This window comes from Marinobacter albus (genome assembly GCF_030238305.1).
Lineage (GTDB): Bacteria > Pseudomonadota > Gammaproteobacteria > Pseudomonadales > Oleiphilaceae > Marinobacter > Marinobacter albus.
Map to the genome: position 1 here is coordinate 1,786,327 of NZ_JASSQD010000001.1, position 19,440 is coordinate 1,805,766.

The 19,440-nt window shown below is 57.3% G+C and carries 16 protein-coding genes; 14 read left to right on the forward strand and 2 right to left on the reverse strand.

Annotation, left to right across the window (positions count from 1 at the left end):
* Positions 1–14 precede the first annotated feature (14 nt).
* Genes QQF73_RS08410 through QQF73_RS08420 form a run of 3 tightly spaced genes read left to right on the forward strand, consistent with a single transcriptional unit; the run spans position 15 to position 3,332 of the window.
* Positions 15–413, forward strand: coding sequence for a 6-pyruvoyl trahydropterin synthase family protein (locus tag QQF73_RS08410; RefSeq protein WP_219865899.1), 399 nt, complete (start codon positions 15–17; stop codon positions 411–413).
* The gene (locus tag QQF73_RS08415; RefSeq protein WP_285367852.1) at positions 400–2,334 is read left to right on the forward strand and encodes a glycosyltransferase family 4 protein; all 1,935 of its coding nucleotides are present in this window, start codon (positions 400–402) and stop codon (positions 2,332–2,334) included. The genes QQF73_RS08410 and QQF73_RS08415 overlap by 14 nt, the downstream gene beginning before the upstream one ends.
* A gap of 50 nt (positions 2,335–2,384) precedes the next feature.
* Positions 2,385–3,332, forward strand: coding sequence for a lysylphosphatidylglycerol synthase transmembrane domain-containing protein (locus QQF73_RS08420; RefSeq protein WP_285367853.1), 948 nt, complete (start codon positions 2,385–2,387; stop codon positions 3,330–3,332).
* Here QQF73_RS08420 and QQF73_RS08425 read toward each other — a convergent pair.
* Complete coding sequence (locus QQF73_RS08425; protein ID WP_219865896.1) at positions 3,289–4,152, reverse strand: RibD family protein; 864 nt, start codon at positions 4,150–4,152, stop codon at positions 3,289–3,291. The genes QQF73_RS08420 and QQF73_RS08425 overlap by 44 nt on opposite strands.
* A gap of 157 nt (positions 4,153–4,309) precedes the next feature.
* Here QQF73_RS08425 and QQF73_RS08430 point away from each other — a divergent pair, with 157 nt between their 5' ends.
* The gene (locus tag QQF73_RS08430) at positions 4,310–4,726 is read left to right on the forward strand and encodes a helix-turn-helix transcriptional regulator (RefSeq protein WP_219865895.1); all 417 of its coding nucleotides are present in this window, start codon (positions 4,310–4,312) and stop codon (positions 4,724–4,726) included.
* Positions 4,727–4,743: 17 nt separating this feature from the next.
* Here the strand turns inward: QQF73_RS08430 and galU are convergent, their stop codons facing one another.
* On the reverse strand, positions 4,744–5,580 hold the full coding sequence (galU, locus tag QQF73_RS08435) for a UTP--glucose-1-phosphate uridylyltransferase GalU (RefSeq protein WP_219865894.1): 837 nt from the start codon (positions 5,578–5,580) through the stop codon (positions 4,744–4,746).
* 333 nt (positions 5,581–5,913) lie between these two features.
* Here galU and QQF73_RS08440 point away from each other — a divergent pair, with 333 nt between their 5' ends.
* The 10 genes from QQF73_RS08440 to prpF all read left to right on the forward strand — a co-directional run bounded on the left by QQF73_RS08440 (position 5,914) and on the right by prpF (position 19,437).
* A complete protein-coding gene (locus QQF73_RS08440) occupies positions 5,914–7,065 on the forward strand; it encodes a ShlB/FhaC/HecB family hemolysin secretion/activation protein (RefSeq protein WP_285367854.1) in 1,152 nt (383 codons plus the stop codon).
* 144 nt (positions 7,066–7,209) lie between these two features.
* Positions 7,210–8,703 carry a glucan biosynthesis protein G gene (locus QQF73_RS08445; RefSeq protein WP_285367855.1) on the forward strand — a complete coding sequence of 498 codons (1,494 nt, stop codon included), beginning with the start codon at positions 7,210–7,212 and terminating at the stop codon, positions 8,701–8,703.
* A gap of 24 nt (positions 8,704–8,727) precedes the next feature.
* Positions 8,728–9,015, forward strand: coding sequence for a hypothetical protein (locus QQF73_RS08450; protein WP_219865891.1), 288 nt, complete (start codon positions 8,728–8,730; stop codon positions 9,013–9,015).
* Positions 9,002–11,119: a glucans biosynthesis glucosyltransferase MdoH gene (gene mdoH / locus QQF73_RS08455; RefSeq protein ID WP_285367856.1), complete on the forward strand. Its 2,118-nt coding sequence runs from the start codon at positions 9,002–9,004 to the stop codon at positions 11,117–11,119. The genes QQF73_RS08450 and mdoH overlap by 14 nt, the downstream gene beginning before the upstream one ends.
* 12 nt (positions 11,120–11,131) lie before the next feature.
* Positions 11,132–12,712, forward strand: coding sequence for an OpgD/OpgG family glucan biosynthesis protein (locus QQF73_RS08460; protein WP_219865889.1), 1,581 nt, complete (start codon positions 11,132–11,134; stop codon positions 12,710–12,712).
* A 108-nt stretch (positions 12,713–12,820) separates the two neighbouring features.
* The gene (locus QQF73_RS08465; protein ID WP_219865888.1) at positions 12,821–13,501 is read left to right on the forward strand and encodes a GntR family transcriptional regulator; all 681 of its coding nucleotides are present in this window, start codon (positions 12,821–12,823) and stop codon (positions 13,499–13,501) included.
* Positions 13,502–13,519: 18 nt separating this feature from the next.
* Positions 13,520–14,407, forward strand: coding sequence for a methylisocitrate lyase (gene prpB, locus QQF73_RS08470; RefSeq protein WP_219865887.1), 888 nt, complete (start codon positions 13,520–13,522; stop codon positions 14,405–14,407).
* 45 nt (positions 14,408–14,452) lie between these two features.
* Positions 14,453–15,583 (forward strand): bifunctional 2-methylcitrate synthase/citrate synthase, encoded by a 1,131-nt coding sequence (gene prpC / locus QQF73_RS08475; RefSeq protein WP_285367858.1) that lies wholly within the window; start codon positions 14,453–14,455, stop codon positions 15,581–15,583.
* 81 nt (positions 15,584–15,664) lie between these two features.
* Positions 15,665–18,262, forward strand: coding sequence for a Fe/S-dependent 2-methylisocitrate dehydratase AcnD (gene acnD, locus QQF73_RS08480; protein WP_219865885.1), 2,598 nt, complete (start codon positions 15,665–15,667; stop codon positions 18,260–18,262).
* The gene (prpF, locus tag QQF73_RS08485; RefSeq protein ID WP_219865884.1) at positions 18,259–19,437 is read left to right on the forward strand and encodes a 2-methylaconitate cis-trans isomerase PrpF; all 1,179 of its coding nucleotides are present in this window, start codon (positions 18,259–18,261) and stop codon (positions 19,435–19,437) included. Before acnD ends, prpF begins: the two co-directional genes overlap by 4 nt.
* The last annotated feature ends 3 nt before the right edge of the window (positions 19,438–19,440 follow it).

The window sequence follows — 19,440 nt, forward strand, 5'->3', positions numbered from 1 at the left end:
CTTGAGGATATTCTATGTTCAGTCTGACCGTTCGCGACCACATGATGATCGCGCACAGTTTCATGGGAGAGATTTTCGGGCCTGCCCAGAAGCTTCATGGCGCCACTTATGTGGTCGATGTTTCCTTCGAGCGGGACCAGCTGGATGCCGACAATCTGGTAGTGGACATAGGCCTGGCATCAGCCTTGCTCAAAGAGGTGCTGGGTGAGTTCAATATGCAGAATCTTGACCAGGTTGGGGCGTTCGAGGGCCGCAACACGACCACCGAGTTCATGGCGGGCGTGGTTTTCGAGCGGATCGCAGACGCGATTCGAGCCGGGCGTCTGGGAGAGTCTGGCAAAGGCATCGTTAGCCTGAAAGTGACACTGTCGGAATCTCACATTGCCTGGGCCAGTTACCATGGCGCGATCTGAATCGCCCTGGGACATAGAGTTTGTGGTCCCGGGAGACCCGAATCAGAATACGGGCGGCTATTGTTATGTTCGGCTTCTGGTCGAGGCTTTGAAGCAATTGGGCCTTACGGCAGAGGTTACTGGTGTGCCAGGGCGTTTCCCCCGGCCTGACGCAGAAGCGAAAGCCGCACTGGACCGGTGCCTGAGGGGCTTTCACGACGGTGCCGTGGTTGTACTTGACGGTCTCGCCATGGGCGGTTTGCCCGAGGTTGTGGAGGCCCATGCTTCGCGATTAACCCTGACGGCGCTGGTGCATCATCCGCTGGCGGATGAAACGGGGCTGAGTGCCGAAGAGCAGCGCTGGTTCTTGACCCAGGAGAGGCGGGCCCTGGCGGCAGTCGGCAGGGTGATTACCACCAGCGGGTTCACTGCAGACCGTTTGGTTGACTTCGGTGTTCAGGCGCAGAACATCCGAACCGTAGAGCCGGGCGTTCAGTCAATTCCAGGGTCATCGACACCTGACCCTTCGGTCCGGGTTTCCGGCGACGCACCTCGCATTCTGTGTGTCGCGCACCTCTCGCCGCGCAAAGCGCAACATCAACTTATCGAAGCCCTGGCCGGGTTGCGGTCATTGCCCTGGTTCTGCACCCTGGCCGGGTCCTGCGACCGGAATCCCGACTACAGTGAGCGGGTCAGAACCCAGATCAAATCTGCCGGGCTCGAGAGTCGGGTGTCCCTCACCGGTGAGGTCAATGAAGATCGACTGTTTGATCTCTACCGCCAGGCGGACCTGTTTGTGTTTCCGTCACTTTATGAAGGCTATGGGATGGTGATCGATGAAGCCCTTGCGGCGGGCCTCCCGGTGATTACGTCTAATGGTGGGGCTCTGGCACAGACGGCAAGGCGTCGTGGGGTGGTGCAGTATGAGGCGGGTGACGTCGGTTCATTGTCTGCCACGCTGGGAGGCTGGTTGGCAGACCCGCAGGAATTGGCTCGCCAGAAAGATAGCGCCAGGCAGGAGTCGGCTCACACGCGGAACTGGCGGCTGGCGGCAATCGACTTCCAGGAAGCCATGGTTGATCTGGTGGGCACCAGGCAACAAAGCCTGTTCGACCGTGAATGGCTCCGTCGTCGCGAAGGGTCCGATCATGCTGCCCGCTCGGAAAGACTGACGCTGGATCTGGCCCGCTGGGTGCGAACGGCTTACCCAGCGCATCCTCAACGAAACGGACCCGGAGCGGGCGTCTCCATCGTTGATCTCGGAGCAGGTCGGGGCTCCAATGCCCTGTACCTCATACCGCGGTTGCACGTTCCCCAGCGGTGGCTATTGCTGGACCAGGACGCCGGCCTACTGGATGAGGCCCAGGAAAGGCTGACAGCGCCGGACGTCGAAGTGTCTCAATCAGTTGTCCGGCTGGGCGAGGATTCCCTTGGGCGCCACATCCCAGCTGAGGTCGGCCTGGTAACGGCATCGGCACTGATCGACCTGGTTTCCGAGAACTGGCTCAAGGCGTTGGTAAAGGCTGTCGTTACCCGTCAGTCAGCCTTGCTGGTGGTTCTGAGTTACGCCGGTCGTTTTGAGTTGGACCCGCCGCACGAGCACGATGACCGACTCCGTGCGCTGGTTAACCGACACCAGCATCGGGATAAGGGAGTAGGGCGGGCACTGGGAGCCGAAGCCACCCGGGTCCTCAAAGACCTGATGGAGGATTCTGGGTATACCGTTTCCGTTGCCGACAGTCCCTGGTGCCTGGAGCCGGGGAACGCCTCCCTGACCGGCAGATTGCTTGAGGGGTGGGTGCAGGCGGCTGACGAACAGGACCCCTGCGGTGCGGAATGGCTTTCCGACTGGTTAGCGACCCGAGAGACTCAGCTGGCGGCGGGAACGCTGTCCGTTACGGTCCATCACCTGGACTTGCTGGCCTTGCCGGGAGAGGCGTGAGAATGAAGTGGTCGGGGCATCCAGCGCGCCGTCCCCTACTGAAATGGGGCATGGCATCATGTCTGCTTGCTGCTGTGCTCGTGTCTGTGGATCGCGAGACGCTGTGGCAGGAACTGTCGCAGTTGCCGGTCGACCTCCTGCTGCCGGCATTGGTTTTGACGGTGTTTCAGGTGCTGTTGTCGGCATGGCGCTGGTGGTACACCTCACGGCTTCTGAAAACGCCTTTGTCGTATCCTGTGGCTGTGCGTGAGTATTACCTGGCCAGTTTCCTGAACCAGGTATTACCGGGTGGGGTACTGGGGGATGTGAATCGGGCATGGCAACACGGCAAGGCCAGTGGGCGGCCGCTGTTCGCGATTCATGGTGTCGCCATCGAGCGTTTGTCAGGCCAGCTGGTGCTGGGCCTCGTAGTGTTGATCGCTGTGGCCTGGTTGTCGCAGGCGGGCATGTTTCCCATCCAGTCTCAGTGGTGGGTGTGGGGGGGTACCGGGCTGGCTACCCTCCTTCTCTGTCTGGGGCGATTTGTCATTCGTCCGGACGATGGCCCTGAGCGGTATCTGAGGCGACTTCGGAAAGACATCGGTCGCACGCTTCTGGGGTGGCCGGCATTCCCGGTTCAGATGGGAACATCCCTTCTCGTCCTTGCCAGCTATCTGGGAGTTTTTCTGATTCTGGCCCATGGCGCGGGCTACCTCGACAGTTTGAATTCCCTGTTGCTGATGACGGCGTTGTGCAGCCTTTTGCTGTTAAGCATGGTTATCCCCGTCACCGTCTCTGGCTGGGGGGTTCGGGAAGGTGCTGCTGCGTTACTGTGGCCGATGGCGGGATTGCCTCCGGAGCAGGGCCTGGCGTTGAGCGTCGGTTATGGCGGGCTGGTTTTCCTGTCCACCCTGCCGGGGCTGCTGGTTCTGGTCGCACGGATGCGAAACGCTGGATTCCTGGTCGACGGGCAGGTCAGGAAAAATCGAGATCAAAGAGCATATCACTGCCCAGATTAACCAGTCGGGACCGTGGACGCAGCGCATCCTCCAGCAGGTCAATCTCAGGAAGGGAAAAGGCGGGCCTGCCGCTGCCGATGATCATCGGGGCCACCATGACATGAAGCCGGTCAAGCAGCCCCGCACGCAGGAATGCTGAGACGGTGACGCCGCCGCCTTCGACAAAAATCTTGCGAAGTCCGAAGTCTGCCAGTACCTGGATAATAATCGTCGGATTGACCGTCTCCCGGTCTCGGTCATCACCGAGACAGGGCACTTCTGTCACGCCTTCGCACAATGTTGCCTGGGCTCTCGGCTTGTACCGTCCGGCCACCAACCTCAGTGTTGGCGCTTCGTCATCGGTGAACAGGTGGTGGCCGTCCGGAACGCGGCGATGCCGGTCGATGACGACGCGAACCGGATTGGGGCCCTGGGTGCGTCGGACGGTCAACCGCGGGTTATCCGTCATCGCGGTTCCGGCGCCGACGATCACCGCATCCGATACAGCACGGATACGGTGCAAATGAGTAATGCCGTCTGAACCGTTAATAAACCGTGAGCGCCCAGTGACCGTCGCGATTCGACCATCGAGGCTCTGCCCGAGTTGTCCGACCACGCGTGAGGGTGTGCCGGGTGCCAGTGGCTTGCACAAGGGCAGAAAGAGGGAAAGAACGTCTTTTGCCTGGGGCGTCGCAGGATGCAGCAAATGCCATGCACCCTGGCCATTGAGCCTTACCGCAGCCTCGCTGCTTTCAGGCAAGCCCAGTGTCACATCGCTGCGATTGACGGCTTGCAGCACCAGTTGCCAGGCGGTCTCGACATCCAGAGGTTGTGCAGCCATATACATCCTGTTCCGTCGCCATCGGATTCAATAAAGGTAGATTGTGTGCAAAGCTATATGTACGTTACATTTCCAGTTTGATTCACTTTTCGGTGAGATTCGGATCTTTTCTGGGCTCAGACACACTGGCCCCTGCAGAGGGTAGAGGCAACCAGTTATGCGGTACCTGCAAACGTTCAATCGTCGCTTGCGACAGATTCGTGAGGACGGTCGCCTCTCGCGGTGGGATGTAGCCCAGATGTGCGGTGTGGAGGAGACCCGCGTCAGAAGCTGGGAGGCAACCGATGCGAGGCAGCGCAGTTACCCCAGCGTGACCGAACTGCTTGATTTCTGCATGCGTACTGAAACTCCCCTGGAAAACCTTCTTGATCTGGACGAGCCTGGCGATGGCGGCCAGCTCGAGTTACCAGGCCTGGCCTTCAGCAACAGTGACGATCTCTCGGTCGCGATCAAACAACTGGAGCAGGAAATCAACCGCGTTCAACTGTCGGAGGAGGAAGTGGAACTGCTGCGCCGGTTCCGCAATACGTCCACGGAGAACCGGCGCATGATTCTTCAGATCCTCGGTGGCTAGCCAAAGCCGCCTACCTCTCAGTTTTCCTTCTTGTAGATGTTTTCGTAAACATAGTTGGTCGCTTCAACAAAGCCATCGATACTGCCGCAGTCGAAGCGGCGGCCCTTGAACTGGTAAGCGAGCACACAGCCATTTTTGGCCTGTTCCAGAAGTGCATCGGTGATCTGAACTTCGCCGTTCTTGCCGGCCGGTGTTCGTTCGATGATTTCGAAGATGTCCGGGGTCAGTATGTATCGGCCGATAATCGCAAGGTTGCTGGGCGCGTCTTCAGGTGCCGGTTTCTCAACCATGTCGGTAATCCGGTACAGGCCATCCTTCATGGAGTCGCCAGCTATGACGCCGTATTTGTGGGTCTCGTCTTCCGGCACCTCTTCGATGGCAACAATGGAGCAGCGGAACTGGTTGTAAAGCTTGACCATCTGAGCCAGCACGCCATCCTCACCATCAGGGCCCAGGCAGAAGTCGTCCGCCAGAACCACCGCGAAAGGGTTGTCTCCGACCAGGTTGCGACCTGTCAGAATCGCATGGCCGAGGCCTTTCATCTCGTTCTGGCGGGTAAATGCAAAGGTGTTGTTATCGATCAGGTCGCGAATGGACGCGAGTAGGTCTTCCTTGCCCGAGCCTGCGATCTGATGCTCCAGCTCATAGCTGATATCAAAATGATCCTCGATAGCCCGTTTGCCGCGCCCGGTTACAAAACCAAATTCATGGATCCCGGCCTCGGCAGCTTCTTCCACACCGTATTGCACCAGCGGCTTGTTAACGACCGGGAGGATTTCCTTCGGCATGGCCTTGGTGGCGGGAAGAAAGCGGGTGCCGTATCCGGCAACGGGGAACAGACATTTTTTGATCATTGGGTTCGTCCTTTGTTGAGCAATCACTGCCCCTGAATGGGAATCTTCCAAGCGTGTCGCTTTAGCCTAATCACAAACTGTGCCGAGTTTAACGAAGTTGTCCGTCGAAATGGAGGTTTGCGGCCTTGGTGTAAGGAAGTGTAACCGGAATGTTTCAGGATCGGGCTTTGGTTACACTGTGCAACACTTCGCAAACAACTTTCAAATGCAATTATAAGGGCATGTATTGCCGCATATTAAAAGATGTAATTTTTGGTCAATCTGGCTGGTGTTGAACGCCGTTGGGCAGATAAAGTGCTGTTCATATTTTGGTCACCTCCCGAAGGATCACGAGTGCGAGTTACCCGTTTTTTTGCACTGATTTTGTGCATTTCACTCATCAATATTGGCGCCGCATCGGGCTATGAAGGCGCAAGCGGGCCTGCAGGTGGCTACCCGGGTGAACTGCTGCCATCAGTTGCCAGATACGTGGCGTCGAAAGTTCAGGTCACCGGCTCCTCCAATCACGACGACGAACGGACGTACGGCAGAGTTGGCCTTGCAAGCGATGACCTGGGCTGGTCAAAGCAGCGGATCGGGCTCAATTATCAGGACACTGTCTCCCGACGTGAAAATCTTGAGTCCAGCTCTCTGGTGTTCAATTACGGGCTTTCGGTGTCGAACTTTGATATCGGTATGGAGTTCGAGAACAGCGATTGGACGGGAGTGAGCGTTGGCGAAGGCAACCGGTTCGACTCCCAGAGCGAACACGATGTTTTCAGGATCAAGGGGAGCCGGCCACTGGTTTCCTGGCGCGGGTTTTCCCTGAACAGCCTGTTGAACCATGCCTCCGGCACTTCGAGCATGGCAAATGCGACGGGCTGGGCGGAGGAAACCCAGTACCAGATTTCGAAACTCGGACTCGAGGTGCGGGAAGATCACGAGTTGTTGGCGGGATTGCGGTCCTCCACAAGTCTTAGAGCGTTCGGCGGTGTTGAAACCCGGGACGTCACCAACACATCGAGTCACAACTACACGGAAGATCAGTTCCGGAAAATTGCGCTGTCGGCATCGATCCATCGGGATATTCATGACTGGAGCCTCGGATTGGGCGGTCAGTACCAATTTGCAGGTAAGGATCTGCCCTCAGCCGAGCAGATCCAGATTGCAGGATCGTCCTTGGCCATGGGTTACAGCGGCCAAGCCAAATACGCCGCAGAAGGCGGATGGCTGCGGCTTGAAGCGGGAAGTCCAAAATTCCGGATTCCTGTGTTCCCCGGCACTCAGTCCTCTGTCCAGATGGCGATGCTCCGTGGTTGGACCCCGGGTAATGAGCCTGACGGCCTGCAAGAGGGCGGCGCGAGCGTGGGCGAAGTTTCCCTCAAACTCGATTCCCGGGATTTTTACGCCGCATTAAGTGTGGGTAAGATGCTCGCGGTTTCGGACCCTGAGTTGACTCTTCCGAGCCACCCAGATCTGTCTTTTTCCATTTTCGTCGACATGTAACCTCCGTTTCCTCTACTTTCGAGTTGCCACTTGTGGCTAGATTTGCCTATGTTGATAGGTGATCCATCGGAAGCACGCAAGGAAGAGGGCAGGATCGTGGCAGATACCAGGAAGTATCGAGTCATACTTTGCTTGGCATTTGTTATGACGTTGCCTCGCCTCGTTTACGGCTTCGATTTTAACGATGTTGAGCAGAAAGCTGAGGCGCTTGCTGGGGCGGAATTTGAGGCGCCTCAAGAAGTGCCGGATTTTCTCCGGGAACTCAGCCCGTCCCAACATCGATCCATTCAGTTTGATCCGAACGCAGCCCTTTGGCGTGAGTCCGGGGCAAAGTTCCGGGTGACGATGATGGCGCCCGGCAGCTTTTACGCTCACCCTGTGCGCCTTAATGAGGTGAAGGAGGGAAACGAGCACCCCATTCCATTTCGCCGGGAAGCGTTTACGTATCCTGACAAGGACTTGATGAACCGTATTCCAGCCGACCTGGGGTATGCGGGATTCAAAGTCACCTACCCGTTCTCTGGCTCTGATGTGAGAGAACAGTTCCTGGTATTTGGTGGCGCCAGTTACTTTCGGGGAATGGGCGAAAATCAGCGTCTGGGAATATCGGCACGGGGCATCGCCATTAACACCGGCTTGGCCTCAGGTGAGCAGTTCCCGTCGTTCACTGAGTTCTGGCTCCAACAACCTGCAACTGGCGATGACTCAATGGTGGTGTTCGCGCTGCTTGATGGAGCCTCGATTACCGGCGCCTACCGATTTGTCATCCAGCCAGGCTCCTCCACCCGGGTGGATGTCACGGCCAAGCTGTTTTTCAGGGAGGATATTGAGCAACTGGGCCTCGCGCCTTTGACGTCAATGTTTTTCTACGGCGAGAACTCGTTGAAACCCTTGGGGCAATGGCGCCCCGAAGTTCACGACTCGGATGGCCTCCTTGTTCACGACGTTGAAACCGGGGAGTGGCTTTGGCGCCCGCTGCTGAACCCGAAAAAACTGAGGATGAGTTACCACCAGGTCGGAGATCTGGAAGGCTTTGGGTTGATGCAAAGGGACCAACAGTTTGAATCCTATGAAGATGTTGGGTACCGGTATGACGTCAGGCCAAGTGCCTGGGTTGAAAGCGGCGATGGTTGGGGGACCGGCAATGTGGTGCTGGTCGAACTGCCCACCGAGGAGGAGTCGAACGACAACATCGTGGCGTTCTGGAAACCCGATTCCACATTTCGCGCCGGGGAGACGTTGGACTTCAATTACCGGGTGAGTTTTGGTGGCCCCGATATCAGCGGTCAGAAAACCGGGCGCGCCATCCCGACCTTCTTCGGTAGCAGTGAACCCTCTGATGACAATCCCAACGCCTACCGGTTTGTCGTTGATTTTGAGAGTGAGGAGTTGTCAGGGCTTTCCCGCGACGCACCCGTGGTGAGTAATGTTTCCGGTGGGGAGGGTGTCGAGATTCTGGAGCATTTTGTCCAGTTTGTAGAAGCAAAGGACATGTGGCGCCTTTCGATATTGGCGCGTCCTGAGCCTGGCAAGGTGTTGTCCCTGAGGGCCTTCCTCAGCCTTGATGGCGCCCCAATGACCGAGACCTGGATTTACGAGCTGGGCAGTGACAATAACCTGATGCGTCAGTCCGAGTGAGCAACCCCGGGAGCAACGTTTCGAATGCGCGATATTGACCTTCAGGACGTCTTCAACCGGGCCTTCCTCTACCTCGTGGAATCCGGTGTCGAGATGACCGGAGACCAATGCTGCAGGCTGCTACAGCTTCTGGAGAAGGCGGTTCTGGCGTCTCAGGCAGACGATTCCCAGACCAGTGTCCGGGATCGTGTAATAGATATGATTCCCGAGTATTTTTCGTTACCCACTCTTGCCGTGCCTGAGATCTGTCCGCCCCTGAAACGGGGCAGTATTGGCTACAATCCGCCCGGAGTTGACGATGGGAAAGGCTAGGCAATCCGGTTGGCGTGGTGTTGCAATCTTTCGCCGGAGCCTGATGATATTTCTGGTGTTCGGCCAGACCGCCATAGCCACCTATTACCTGCTCTGGATATTGCCGTACCACGGCGGCACGATCGTTGAAAAAGCCCTGATCGTTCTTTTCGCTGTGCTTTACATCTGGATTGCGATTGGCTTCTGGATCGCCGTCTGGGGATTCTTTATCCGGTCCTTCGGAGGCGATTCCTATTCGCTGGTCAAGCGGCATTCAAAGGCAGAGCTTGAGTCAGCGCCGCTGGCGACAACCGCGATTCTGCTCCCCATCTATCACGAACCCGTCGACTGGACCTTCAAAGGCCTGAAAGCGGTCTATGAAGACCTTGCCGGCCAGGGGAAACTCGACCACTTCGAGTTTTATATCCTTTCTGATAGCCGATCCCCGGATGTTTGGCTGGAAGAGCGGGCGGCCTGGTACGATCTCGTGACCGAGCTTGGTGCGGAGGGCCGGATCTTCTACCGGCGCAGAGCGGTCAATCTGAATTTCAAGAGCGGAAATGTGGCAGATTTCCTCCGACGGTGGGGACGCCGCCACAAATATATGGTTGTCCTCGACGCCGATAGCCTGCTGAGCGGCCAGACGGTCTGCCAGATGGTGCAGCTTATGGAGCTGGAGCCCCAGGTCGGGATCCTGCAAACCAACCCCAACATCATCAATGGAAAATCGCTGTTTGCAAGGATTCAGCAGTTTGCTAACCGTTTCTATTCTCCACTGTTTGCCACCGGCCTGGCCGCCGTACAGATGGGTGACGCGGCGTTCTGGGGCCATAACGCGATACTTCGGGTTGAGCCTTTCATGAAGCACTGCGGGTTGCGAAAACTCCCTGGACGAGGACTCTTCAGCGGCGCCATCATGAGTCACGACTTTGTCGAGGCGGCCTACATGGGTCGTGCCGGCTACGAAGTCTGGCTGGAGCCGCAGCTGGGTGGAAGCTTTGAGGAATCGCCGCCAACACTGGGAGATGAGCTGGCTCGAGATAACCGATGGGCAAAGGGCAATCTTCAGCATCTTTGGGTCATGCTTCGGGAGCCAGGTCTGCGGTTCGCGCACCGGATGGCTTTTCTCAATGGAGTTATGGCCTATCTGGCATCCCCGCTGTGGCTGCTGTTCCTCATCGCGGTGACGATCTCGGCGGCGCAGATGACGCTTGCGCCCATTGACTACTTCCCTGAAGGGTATCAGGGCCTGTTCCCACTATGGCCGGAGTGGCGGCCCGAGTGGGCGTTGGGGCTGGCCCTGAGTACCTTGATGCTGTTGTTCTTCCCGAAGTTCCTGGCCATTTTCGATTCAGTGGTCCAGCGCACTTCCGCCGGGTTTGGTGGCTATATAAAGTTGCTGAAGAGTGTTCTGCTTGAAAGTCTGGTGTCTGTCTTGCTGGCGCCCGTTCGAATGTTGGCTCACAGTCGGTTTGTCATTGCGGCGCTCTTTAACGTTTCCCTTAAATGGGCCGGTCAGAACCGGACCGAGGAGATAACCTGGCGAGAGGGATTCTGGAATCAACTGCCGGCCATGCTGGTTGGAAGTGGTTGGGCACTGTTTGCCTGGCAGCTGGATACACTGTTTTTTTTCTGGTCGCTTCCGGTCGCGGTACCGCTGATTCTGTCGGCGCCGACTTCCGTCCTGCTGAGTCGCCAGGCGCTGGGGATAGGGTTGCTGGAGAGGCGCTTGTTGATGATACCCGAGGAATTCCAGCCACCTCCCGTGCTTGAACGTGCCTTGGAGTACCGGTTGTTGAGCAGGCCTTCCCAAACCCTCACACCTTTCCAGCAGGCGATTCTGATTCCACATGTCAATCGCCTGCATCAGGCGTTCGCTCGTGTTCATACAGCCGCTGCCCGTCAGCAGCATTGGGCCAGTGATGTGGAGAGTTGCCTGCAACACGGCCCTGTCTATTTGTCGAACGCAAAGGTTGCACGCATCGCAAGAGACAGGTGGGCGCTGGATTATCTTCACAGGGAAGCATGGAAAGCATCAGTAGGGACTTATTGGGGGCAATGTGTTCATCGGCGCATTCTGGAGAAGGTAGACGGCTCGGCCAGAGATGCCGACGTCTACAAATGAGAAGGAGGAAGCATGGACAGGCGTTCACTGCTCAGGTGGGTTGCAGTCGGTGCGGGTAGCTACTATTTCCCGTCCGGCTGGTTGTGGGCTGCAGAGAGCGAGAGTCCGTCAGAGGGTCCGAAAACGTTCAGCTACGAGTGGCTGAAAGGCAGGGCCAGGTATTTGTCCGAGCAATCTTATGAATCCCATGAGGGCGAATTGCCCGACTCGCTGAAGGCCTTGTCCTGGGATGATTATCAGGCAATCAGTTTTCGCCCTGATCGCGCGTTGTGGGCCGGTCAATCTCTGCCATTCCGGGTGCAACTCTTTCATCTCGGCCTGTATTTCCAGACCCCCGTTCGCATCCATGAGGTGCAGGAGGGTATGGCCTGGCCGCTGGAGTACCACCCGGATTATTTCAAGTACGAAGGCGAACAGCCGTTGGGAAAACTTCCCCGGGACCTGGGGTTCGCGGGTTTTCGTATTCATTATCACACCAATTTTGAGCTGGATCTTGCCGCCTTTCTGGGTGCGAGCTATTTCCGCGCTGTGGGAAAAGAGATCCAGTACGGTATGTCCGCTCGGGGACTGGCCATCAACACGGCGGGGCCCGACGGTGAGGAATTTCCACGTTTTGCAGAGTATTGGCTCGAACGGCCAGCGCCCGGAGCAAAGGCACTCCGGGTCTGGGCTTTGCTGGATTCGCCAAGCGTCACCGGTGCCTACGCGTTTGTATTGGATCCCGGCGCCAGATTTGTGATGGACGTTGAGGTGGCGCTGTATCCCAGGAAAGAAATCGACAGGCTCGGCATTGCACCACTGACCAGCATGTATCAGGTCGGCGAGAACAGTCGCCGGATGGACTATGACTGGCGACCGGAAATCCATGATTCAGATGGCCTGCTCATGCACACCGGGGCAGATCAGTGGATCTGGCGACCGATCGTGAATCCCGGGAGTCTCCGCTACAACAGTTTCCTCGATCAGCATCCGAAAGGCTTCGGGCTTTTGCAGCGCGACCGAGACTTCGATCATTACCAGGACGACGGGGTTTTCTATGATCGACGCCCCGGTCTCTGGGTGGAACCTCTGGATGGCTGGGGCGCGGGCAGCGTCGACCTCGTAGAAATTCCAACTGTTGATGAAACGTTCGACAACATAGTGGCCTACTGGAATCCGGAAACAGTCCTGTCTCCGGGGCAGGAGTATCTGTTCTCCTATCGTCTCACCTGGGGCGATACAGCGCCGCTTGGCGAAGCCAGACTGGCAACAACCCGAGCAACCCGGACAGGGCTGGGTGGCGTTGTAGGTCAACCGAGAGAGTACTTTTCGTGGCGGTTCGTTATCGATTTTGCCGGTGGCATGTTGGAGATGCTATCCGGGGACGCGCAGGTGGAACCGGTGATAACGGTGAGTCGCGGCTCTGTCGAAATCTCGTCGGCGAGGCCCCTGGCTTCGCTCAACGGCTATCGAGCGATGTTCGATCTTGTACCGGATAATTCGACTGACCCCATTGATCTGACAGTGGTGCTGAAGTTGGGTGACGAAGTACTGACCGAGACGTGGGTGTATCAGTATTCACCGCCGCCACCCAAGGAAAGAGAACTGTACTGATCGGCAGCTTGAATGTTGACAATAACTGCACTGTGCTGAAGTGCATTGTTGACAATATGGGCTTTTCGGCGTAATTTCTCTGGAAAATATTCCGGATTGTTAACAAAAATGCCAGAGGTCAGCGAAAAAACATACACCCGTGCGGATGAAGCATTCGATTGTCTGCAAACATCCATCGTAAAAGGTGAGCTCGCTCCGGGAGAAAAGATCGGAGAGCTCGAGCTTTGTACCCGGTTCAACCTGACCCGCGGACCGCTCCGGGAGGCTCTGGGCCGCCTCGAATCCCGAGGGCTTCTGGTTCGCCGGCCCCATGCCGGCGTGAAAGTGGTGTCCGTGAGCGCTGCAGAGTTGGTTGAGCTCTATCGCATCCGGGAAGTGATGGAGGGGCTTGCCGCCCGGCAGGCTGCCGAGAGAATGACCGATGCGGAGATTTCCGACCTGCAGGCTACACTGGATGTTCACGAACGCATGATTGAAGAGGCTCAGGGGCAGGCCTATTACCAGGCAGAGGGTGACTACGATTTCCATCACCGCATTGCCACCGGCAGCCGCAATACCAAACTGGCCCAGATGTTACTGGGCGATCTCTATTACATGGTGCGAATGTACCGTTACCGGTTAAGCACCTCCGCCGGGCGCCCCCATCTGGCGCTCGGTGAACACCGCCGTATCGTCGAAGCCATTGCCCAGCGTGATGGTGAACTCGCCGAATTTTTGATGAAACGACACATCAACGCCGCTCGCCGAAATATCGAAAAGAAGATTCAGGAAGGCGTTTTAACTATCTGATAGATGAGGGTACGCATCATGTCCACCAAACTTTCCCCGGGAGCACGCTTCCGCAAGGCATTGAAAGAAAACCAGCCCCTGCAGATTGTAGGCACCATCAACGCTTATGCGGCGATGATGGCGCAGAAAGTAGGGCATCAGGCGATCTACCTTTCGGGCGGCGGTGTCGCAAACGCCTCCTATGGTCTGCCGGATCTGGGCATGACCAGCATGAATGACGTTGTAGAAGATGTTCGTCGTATTACTGCGGCCTGCGATCTGCCGCTGCTGGTGGATATCGACACAGGTTGGGGTGGGGCCTTCAACATTGCCCGCACCATTCGTGAGATGGAACGGGCGGGTGCTGCCGCTGTCCATATTGAGGATCAGGTGGCCCAGAAGCGCTGTGGGCACCGACCGAATAAGGAAATCGTGTCGCAGGAAGAAATGGTTGACCGCATCAAGGCCGCTGTAGATGCCAGAGAGGATGATGACTTCTTCATTATGGCCCGTACCGATGCCTTCCAGAAAGAAGGGTTGGACGCAGCCATCGAACGGGCCAAGGCGTGTATTGAAGCGGGGGCCGACGGTATTTTCGCGGAGGCGGTGACCGAACTTGAGCATTACAAGGCGTTCGCGGACGCGCTGGATGTGCCGATTCTGGCGAACATTACCGAGTTTGGCGCCACGCCTCTTTACAACCGCTCAGAGCTCGGCGATGCCGGTGCTGACATGGTTCTGTACCCGCTGAGCGCCTTCCGCGCGATGAACAAGGCTGCCCTGTCTGTTTACCAGAACATTCTTGAGAAGGGCGATCAGAAAGATGTGGTCGATCTGATGCAGACGCGGATGGAGCTTTATGATTTCCTGAACTACCACGAGTTCGAGCAGAAGCTGGATCAGCTTTTCCAGCAGAAGAATAACTAATCCGATACGTGACTGATGATCATCCTGAGATGAGGGAGAGCAACAATGGCTGAAGCGAAGAAACTGGGAGGCGCAGGTCTGCGCGGACAGGTAGCGGGTCAAACGGCCTTGTGTACGGTGGGCCAGTCCGGTGCAGGACTGACCTATCGCGGATATGAAATCGCCGATCTGGCTGAGAAGGCCCAGTTTGAGGAAATTGCCTACCTGCTGTTGAGAGGCAAGCTGCCCAACCGCCAGGAGCTGGACGCCTACAAACAGAAGCTGCAGAGTCTCCGAGGCCTTCCGGCTGCCTTGAAGACTGTGCTTGAGCAGATTCCCAGGGATGCGCACCCCATGGACGTCATGCGCACCGGTTGTTCCATGTTGGGCAACCTGGAGACGGAAAAAGATTTCAGCGAGCAGGACGACAAGATCGATCGCATGCTGGCCGTTTTCCCGTCGATCATTACCTACTGGTATCGATTTGCGCACGAAGGTGTTCGAATTGAGACTGACAGTGATGTTGATTCTATCGGTGGCCATTTTCTGGAGCTGCTGCACGGTAAGAAACCGAGCGAGCTTCATGAGCGAGTAATGAACGTGTCGCTGATCCTGTACGCGGAGCACGAGTTCAATGCGTCCACCTTCACGGCCCGTGTCTGCGCCTCCACGCTGTCCGATATTCACAGCTGTGTGACGGGCGCTATCGGCACCTTGCGGGGGCCTCTGCATGGCGGAGCGAATGAGGCAGCCATGGAGCTGATCCAGAGGTTCAGTACTCCGGATGAAGCAGAAGCGGGCCTGATGGGCATGCTCGAGCGGAAAGAAAAGATCATGGGCTTCGGCCATGCCATCTACAAGGACTCGGATCCCCGTAACGCGATTATCAAAAAATGGTCCGAAAAGCTGGCGGATGAAGTGGGCGATACCATCCTTTACCCGGTTTCGCTCCGTTGTGAAGAGGTTATGTGGCGGGAGAAAAAGCTGTTCTGTAACGCCGACTTCTTCCACGCCTCGGCCTATCACTTCATGGGCATTCCAACCGAGCTGTTTACCCCGATCTTTGTTATGTCGCGGGTTTCGGGCTGGACTGCCCATGTAAAAGAACAGCGGGAAAACAACCGGATCATTCGTCCCAGTGCCGAGTATACCGGTCCCGCGGATTCGAAGTGGGTGCCCATCGACGAGCGCCCGTAAGCCTGCCGAGGCACTCCCGGAGTTTTCCCGGGAGTGCCCGTTCCCGCCCACATCTTCGATACCTGACATGAGTTTCTGCCGATGAACACTGATTACCGTAAGCCACTCCCGGGCACCGACCTGGACTATTTCGATACCCGCCAGGCCGTGGAAGACATCCAGCCTGGTGCCTATGACACGCTTCCATACACCTCCCGGATCCTGGCCGAACAGTTGGTCCGCCGTTGCGATCCGGAGATGCTGACGGCTTCACTTAAGCAGCTGATCGAGAGTAAGCGCGATCTGGATTTTCCGTGGTATCCCGCGCGTGTGGTCTGTCACGACATTCTTGGCCAGACCGCCCTGGTTGACCTCGCGGGCCTGCGGGACGCCATCGCTGAGAAAGGTGGTGATCCCGCTAAAGTGAACCCTGTGGTTCCAACCCAGTTGATCGTCGACCATTCGCTGGCGGTAGAGCACGCGGGTTTTGAAAAGGATGCGTTTGAGAAGAACCGTGCGGTGGAAGACCGTCGCAACGATGACCGTTTCCACTTCATAGACTGGACAAAAACGGCCTTCAAGAATGTGGATGTGATCCCGCCCGGCAATGGGATCATGCACCAGATCAATCTGGAGAAGATGTCTCCGGTGGTGCAGTCCCGTGACGGTGTAGCCTTCCCGGATACCTGTGTAGGGACCGACAGCCACACTCCGATGGTTGATGCTCTGGGCGTCATCTCTGTCGGTGTGGGTGGCCTGGAAGCCGAGAGCGTGATGCTTGGTCGTGCCTCGATGATGCGCCTGCCGGACATCGTCGGTGTGGAACTGACGGGTAAGCTGCGGCCGGGCATTACCGGTACCGATATGGTGCTCGCTATTACCGAATTCCTGCGTAAAGAGCGGGTTGTTGGCGCGTACCTGGAGTTCTACGGTGAGGGTGCAGACAGCCTCACGGTTGGCGACCGCGCCACCATCTCGAATATGACGCCAGAGTACGGTGCGACTGCGGCCATGTTCTACATCGATGGCCAGACGATTGACTATCTGAAACTGACCGGGCGTGAGGATGATCAGGTTGCCCTCGTCGAGACGTACGCCAAGCACACAGGGCTCTGGGCTGACAGCCTGAAACAGGTCGAGTACGAGCGGGTATTGAAGTTTGACCTGTCCAAAGTTGAGCGGACCTTGGCAGGCCCCTCCAACCCGCATGCGCACCTGCCGACCTCCGAGCTTGCCAAGCGCGGAATTGCCGGTGAGTGGGAGCAGGAAGAGGGCAAGATGCCCGATGGTGCGGTGATCATTGCAGCAATCACCAGTTGCACCAATACCTCGAACCCCAGGAACATGGTGGCAGCGGGCCTGATTGCCCGCAACGCCAACAAGCTGGGACTCACGAGGAAACCCTGGGTGAAGACCTCGCTGGCACCGGGATCCAAAACGGTGAAAATGTACCTTGAAGAGGCCAATCTCCTTCCGGAACTTGAAGACCTCGGTTTTGGCGTCGTCGCTTTTGCCTGTACGACCTGCAACGGCATGAGCGGTGCGCTGGACCCAAAGATCCAGCAGGAAATCATCGACCGGGACCTATACTCTACAGCGGTCCTGTCCGGTAACCGGAACTTTGACGGGCGGATTCACCCCTATGCGAAACAGGCATTCCTGGCTTCTCCGCCGCTGGTTGTCGCCTATGCGATTGCAGGAACAATCCGTTTTGATATCGAGAAAGATGCGCTGGGCTATGATCAGGACGGTAACCCGATAACGCTGAAAGATATCTGGCCGAACGATGAAGAAATTGACGCAATTGTGAAGGCGAGCGTCAAGCCGGAGCAATTCCGCAGTACCTACATCCCGATGTTCGACATCACTCGCGATGCCCAGGCGAACACCAATCCGAATTACGAATGGCGCCCCCAGAGCACCTACATTCGTCGTCCTCCCTACTGGGAGGGTGGGCTTGCCGGCGAGAAGACCCTCAAGGGCATGCGCCCGCTGGCGATTCTGCCGGACAATATCACCACTGACCACCTGTCGCCCTCGAACGCCATCCTCGCCAACAGTGCGGCCGGTGAATACCTGGCGAAAATGGGCTTGCCGGAGGAAGACTTCAATTCCTACGCAACGCACCGTGGCGACCACCTCACGGCCCAGCGTGCCACCTTCGCCAATCCCAAGCTGTTCAACGAAATGGTCCGGGATGAGAATGGCAATGTGAAACAAGGCTCCCTGGCTCGGGTTGAGCCGGAAGGGAAGGTAACGCGCATGTGGGAGGCGATTGAAACCTACATGGAGCGTAAGCAGCCGCTGATTATTATTGCCGGGGCAGATTATGGTCAGGGTTCTTCCCGCGACTGGGCTGCCAAAGGCGTAGCCCTGGCGGGCGTTGAAGCCATCGTCGCCGAGGGCTTTGAGCGCATTCACCGCACGAACCTGGTGGGTATGGGTGTGATGCCTTTGCAGTTCGAGGAAGGCACGACTCGCCAGACTTTGGCACTGGATGGCACGGAAACCTACGATGTCGAGGGCGTTGCCTCGCCGAAAGCCGAGCTGACGCTGGTGATTCATCGTAAGAACGGCAGCACCGAGCATGTGCCCGTGATCTGCCGGCTCGATACCGAGGAAGAGGTTTCAATCTACTCCGCCGGGGGTGTGCTCCAGCGATTCGCTCAGGACTTCCTGGAGGCGGAGGGCGCCGCATGAGCTTTCCAGCGCAAATCAGAATTCCCGCCACGTATATGCGTGGCGGAACCAGCAAGGGCGTGTTTTTCCGGCTGCAGGATCTGCCGGAAGCCGCCCGGGTTCCGGGTACGGCCAGAGACCAGCTGCTGCTGAGAGTCATTGGCAGCCCGGACCCCTATCAGAAGCAAATCGACGGTATGGGCGGGGCGACCTCCAGCACCAGCAAAACGGTGATCCTGGCTGACCCTACCCAGCCTGATCACGATGTGGACTACCTTTTCGGGCAGGTGTCTATCGACAAGCCGTTTGTAGACTGGAGCGGAAATTGCGGCAACTTGACCGCCGCGGTCGGCGCATTCGCCATCAACGGTGGGTTTGTTTCGCGAGATCGCATTCCCGACAACGGCTTCTGCAAGGTCCGTATCTGGCAGGCCAACATCCGGAAAACCATCGTCGCCCAAGTACCAATTACCAACGGAGAAGTTCAGGAAACCGGTGATTTCGAGCTGGACGGAGTGACCTTCCCGGCGGCCGAGGTTCAGGTGGAATTCATGGACCCCGCCGATGGCGACGGAGCCATGTTCCCGACTGGCAATGTGGTTGACGAACTCGAGGTTCCCGGAGTCGGTTCACTCAAGGCTACGATGATCAACGCAGGTATCCCGACAATCTTTGTGAACGCCGAGGATATCGGCTACACAGGGACTGAATTGCAGGATGACATCAACAGCGACCCAAAGGCGCTGGCGATGTTTGAGACGATTCGGGCCCACGGTGCCGTGCGAATGGGGTTGATCGAAAACATTGAGGAAGCGGCGAATCGGCAGCACACGCCCAAGGTTGCCTTCGTCAGTTCGCCCGCGGATTACATCTCGTCCAGTGGAAAACAGATCAGGGCCGGTGAGATCGATGTCCTGGTCAGAGCCTTGTCCATGGGCAAACTCCACCATGCCATGATGGGCACAGCTGCAGTTGCCATTGCAACGGCGTCAGCCGTTCCGGGAACTCTTGTGAACCTTGCTGCCGGTGGAGGCGATCGTACCGATGTGACCTTTGGCCACCCTTCAGGCACGCTCCGTGTGGGCGCTGAGGCGCGGCAAGAGGACGGCGAATGGACAGCAACCAAAGCTATCATGAGTCGAAGTGCGCGGATACTCATGGAAGGGTGGGTGCGTGTTCCCGAGGACACTTTTTAGAGT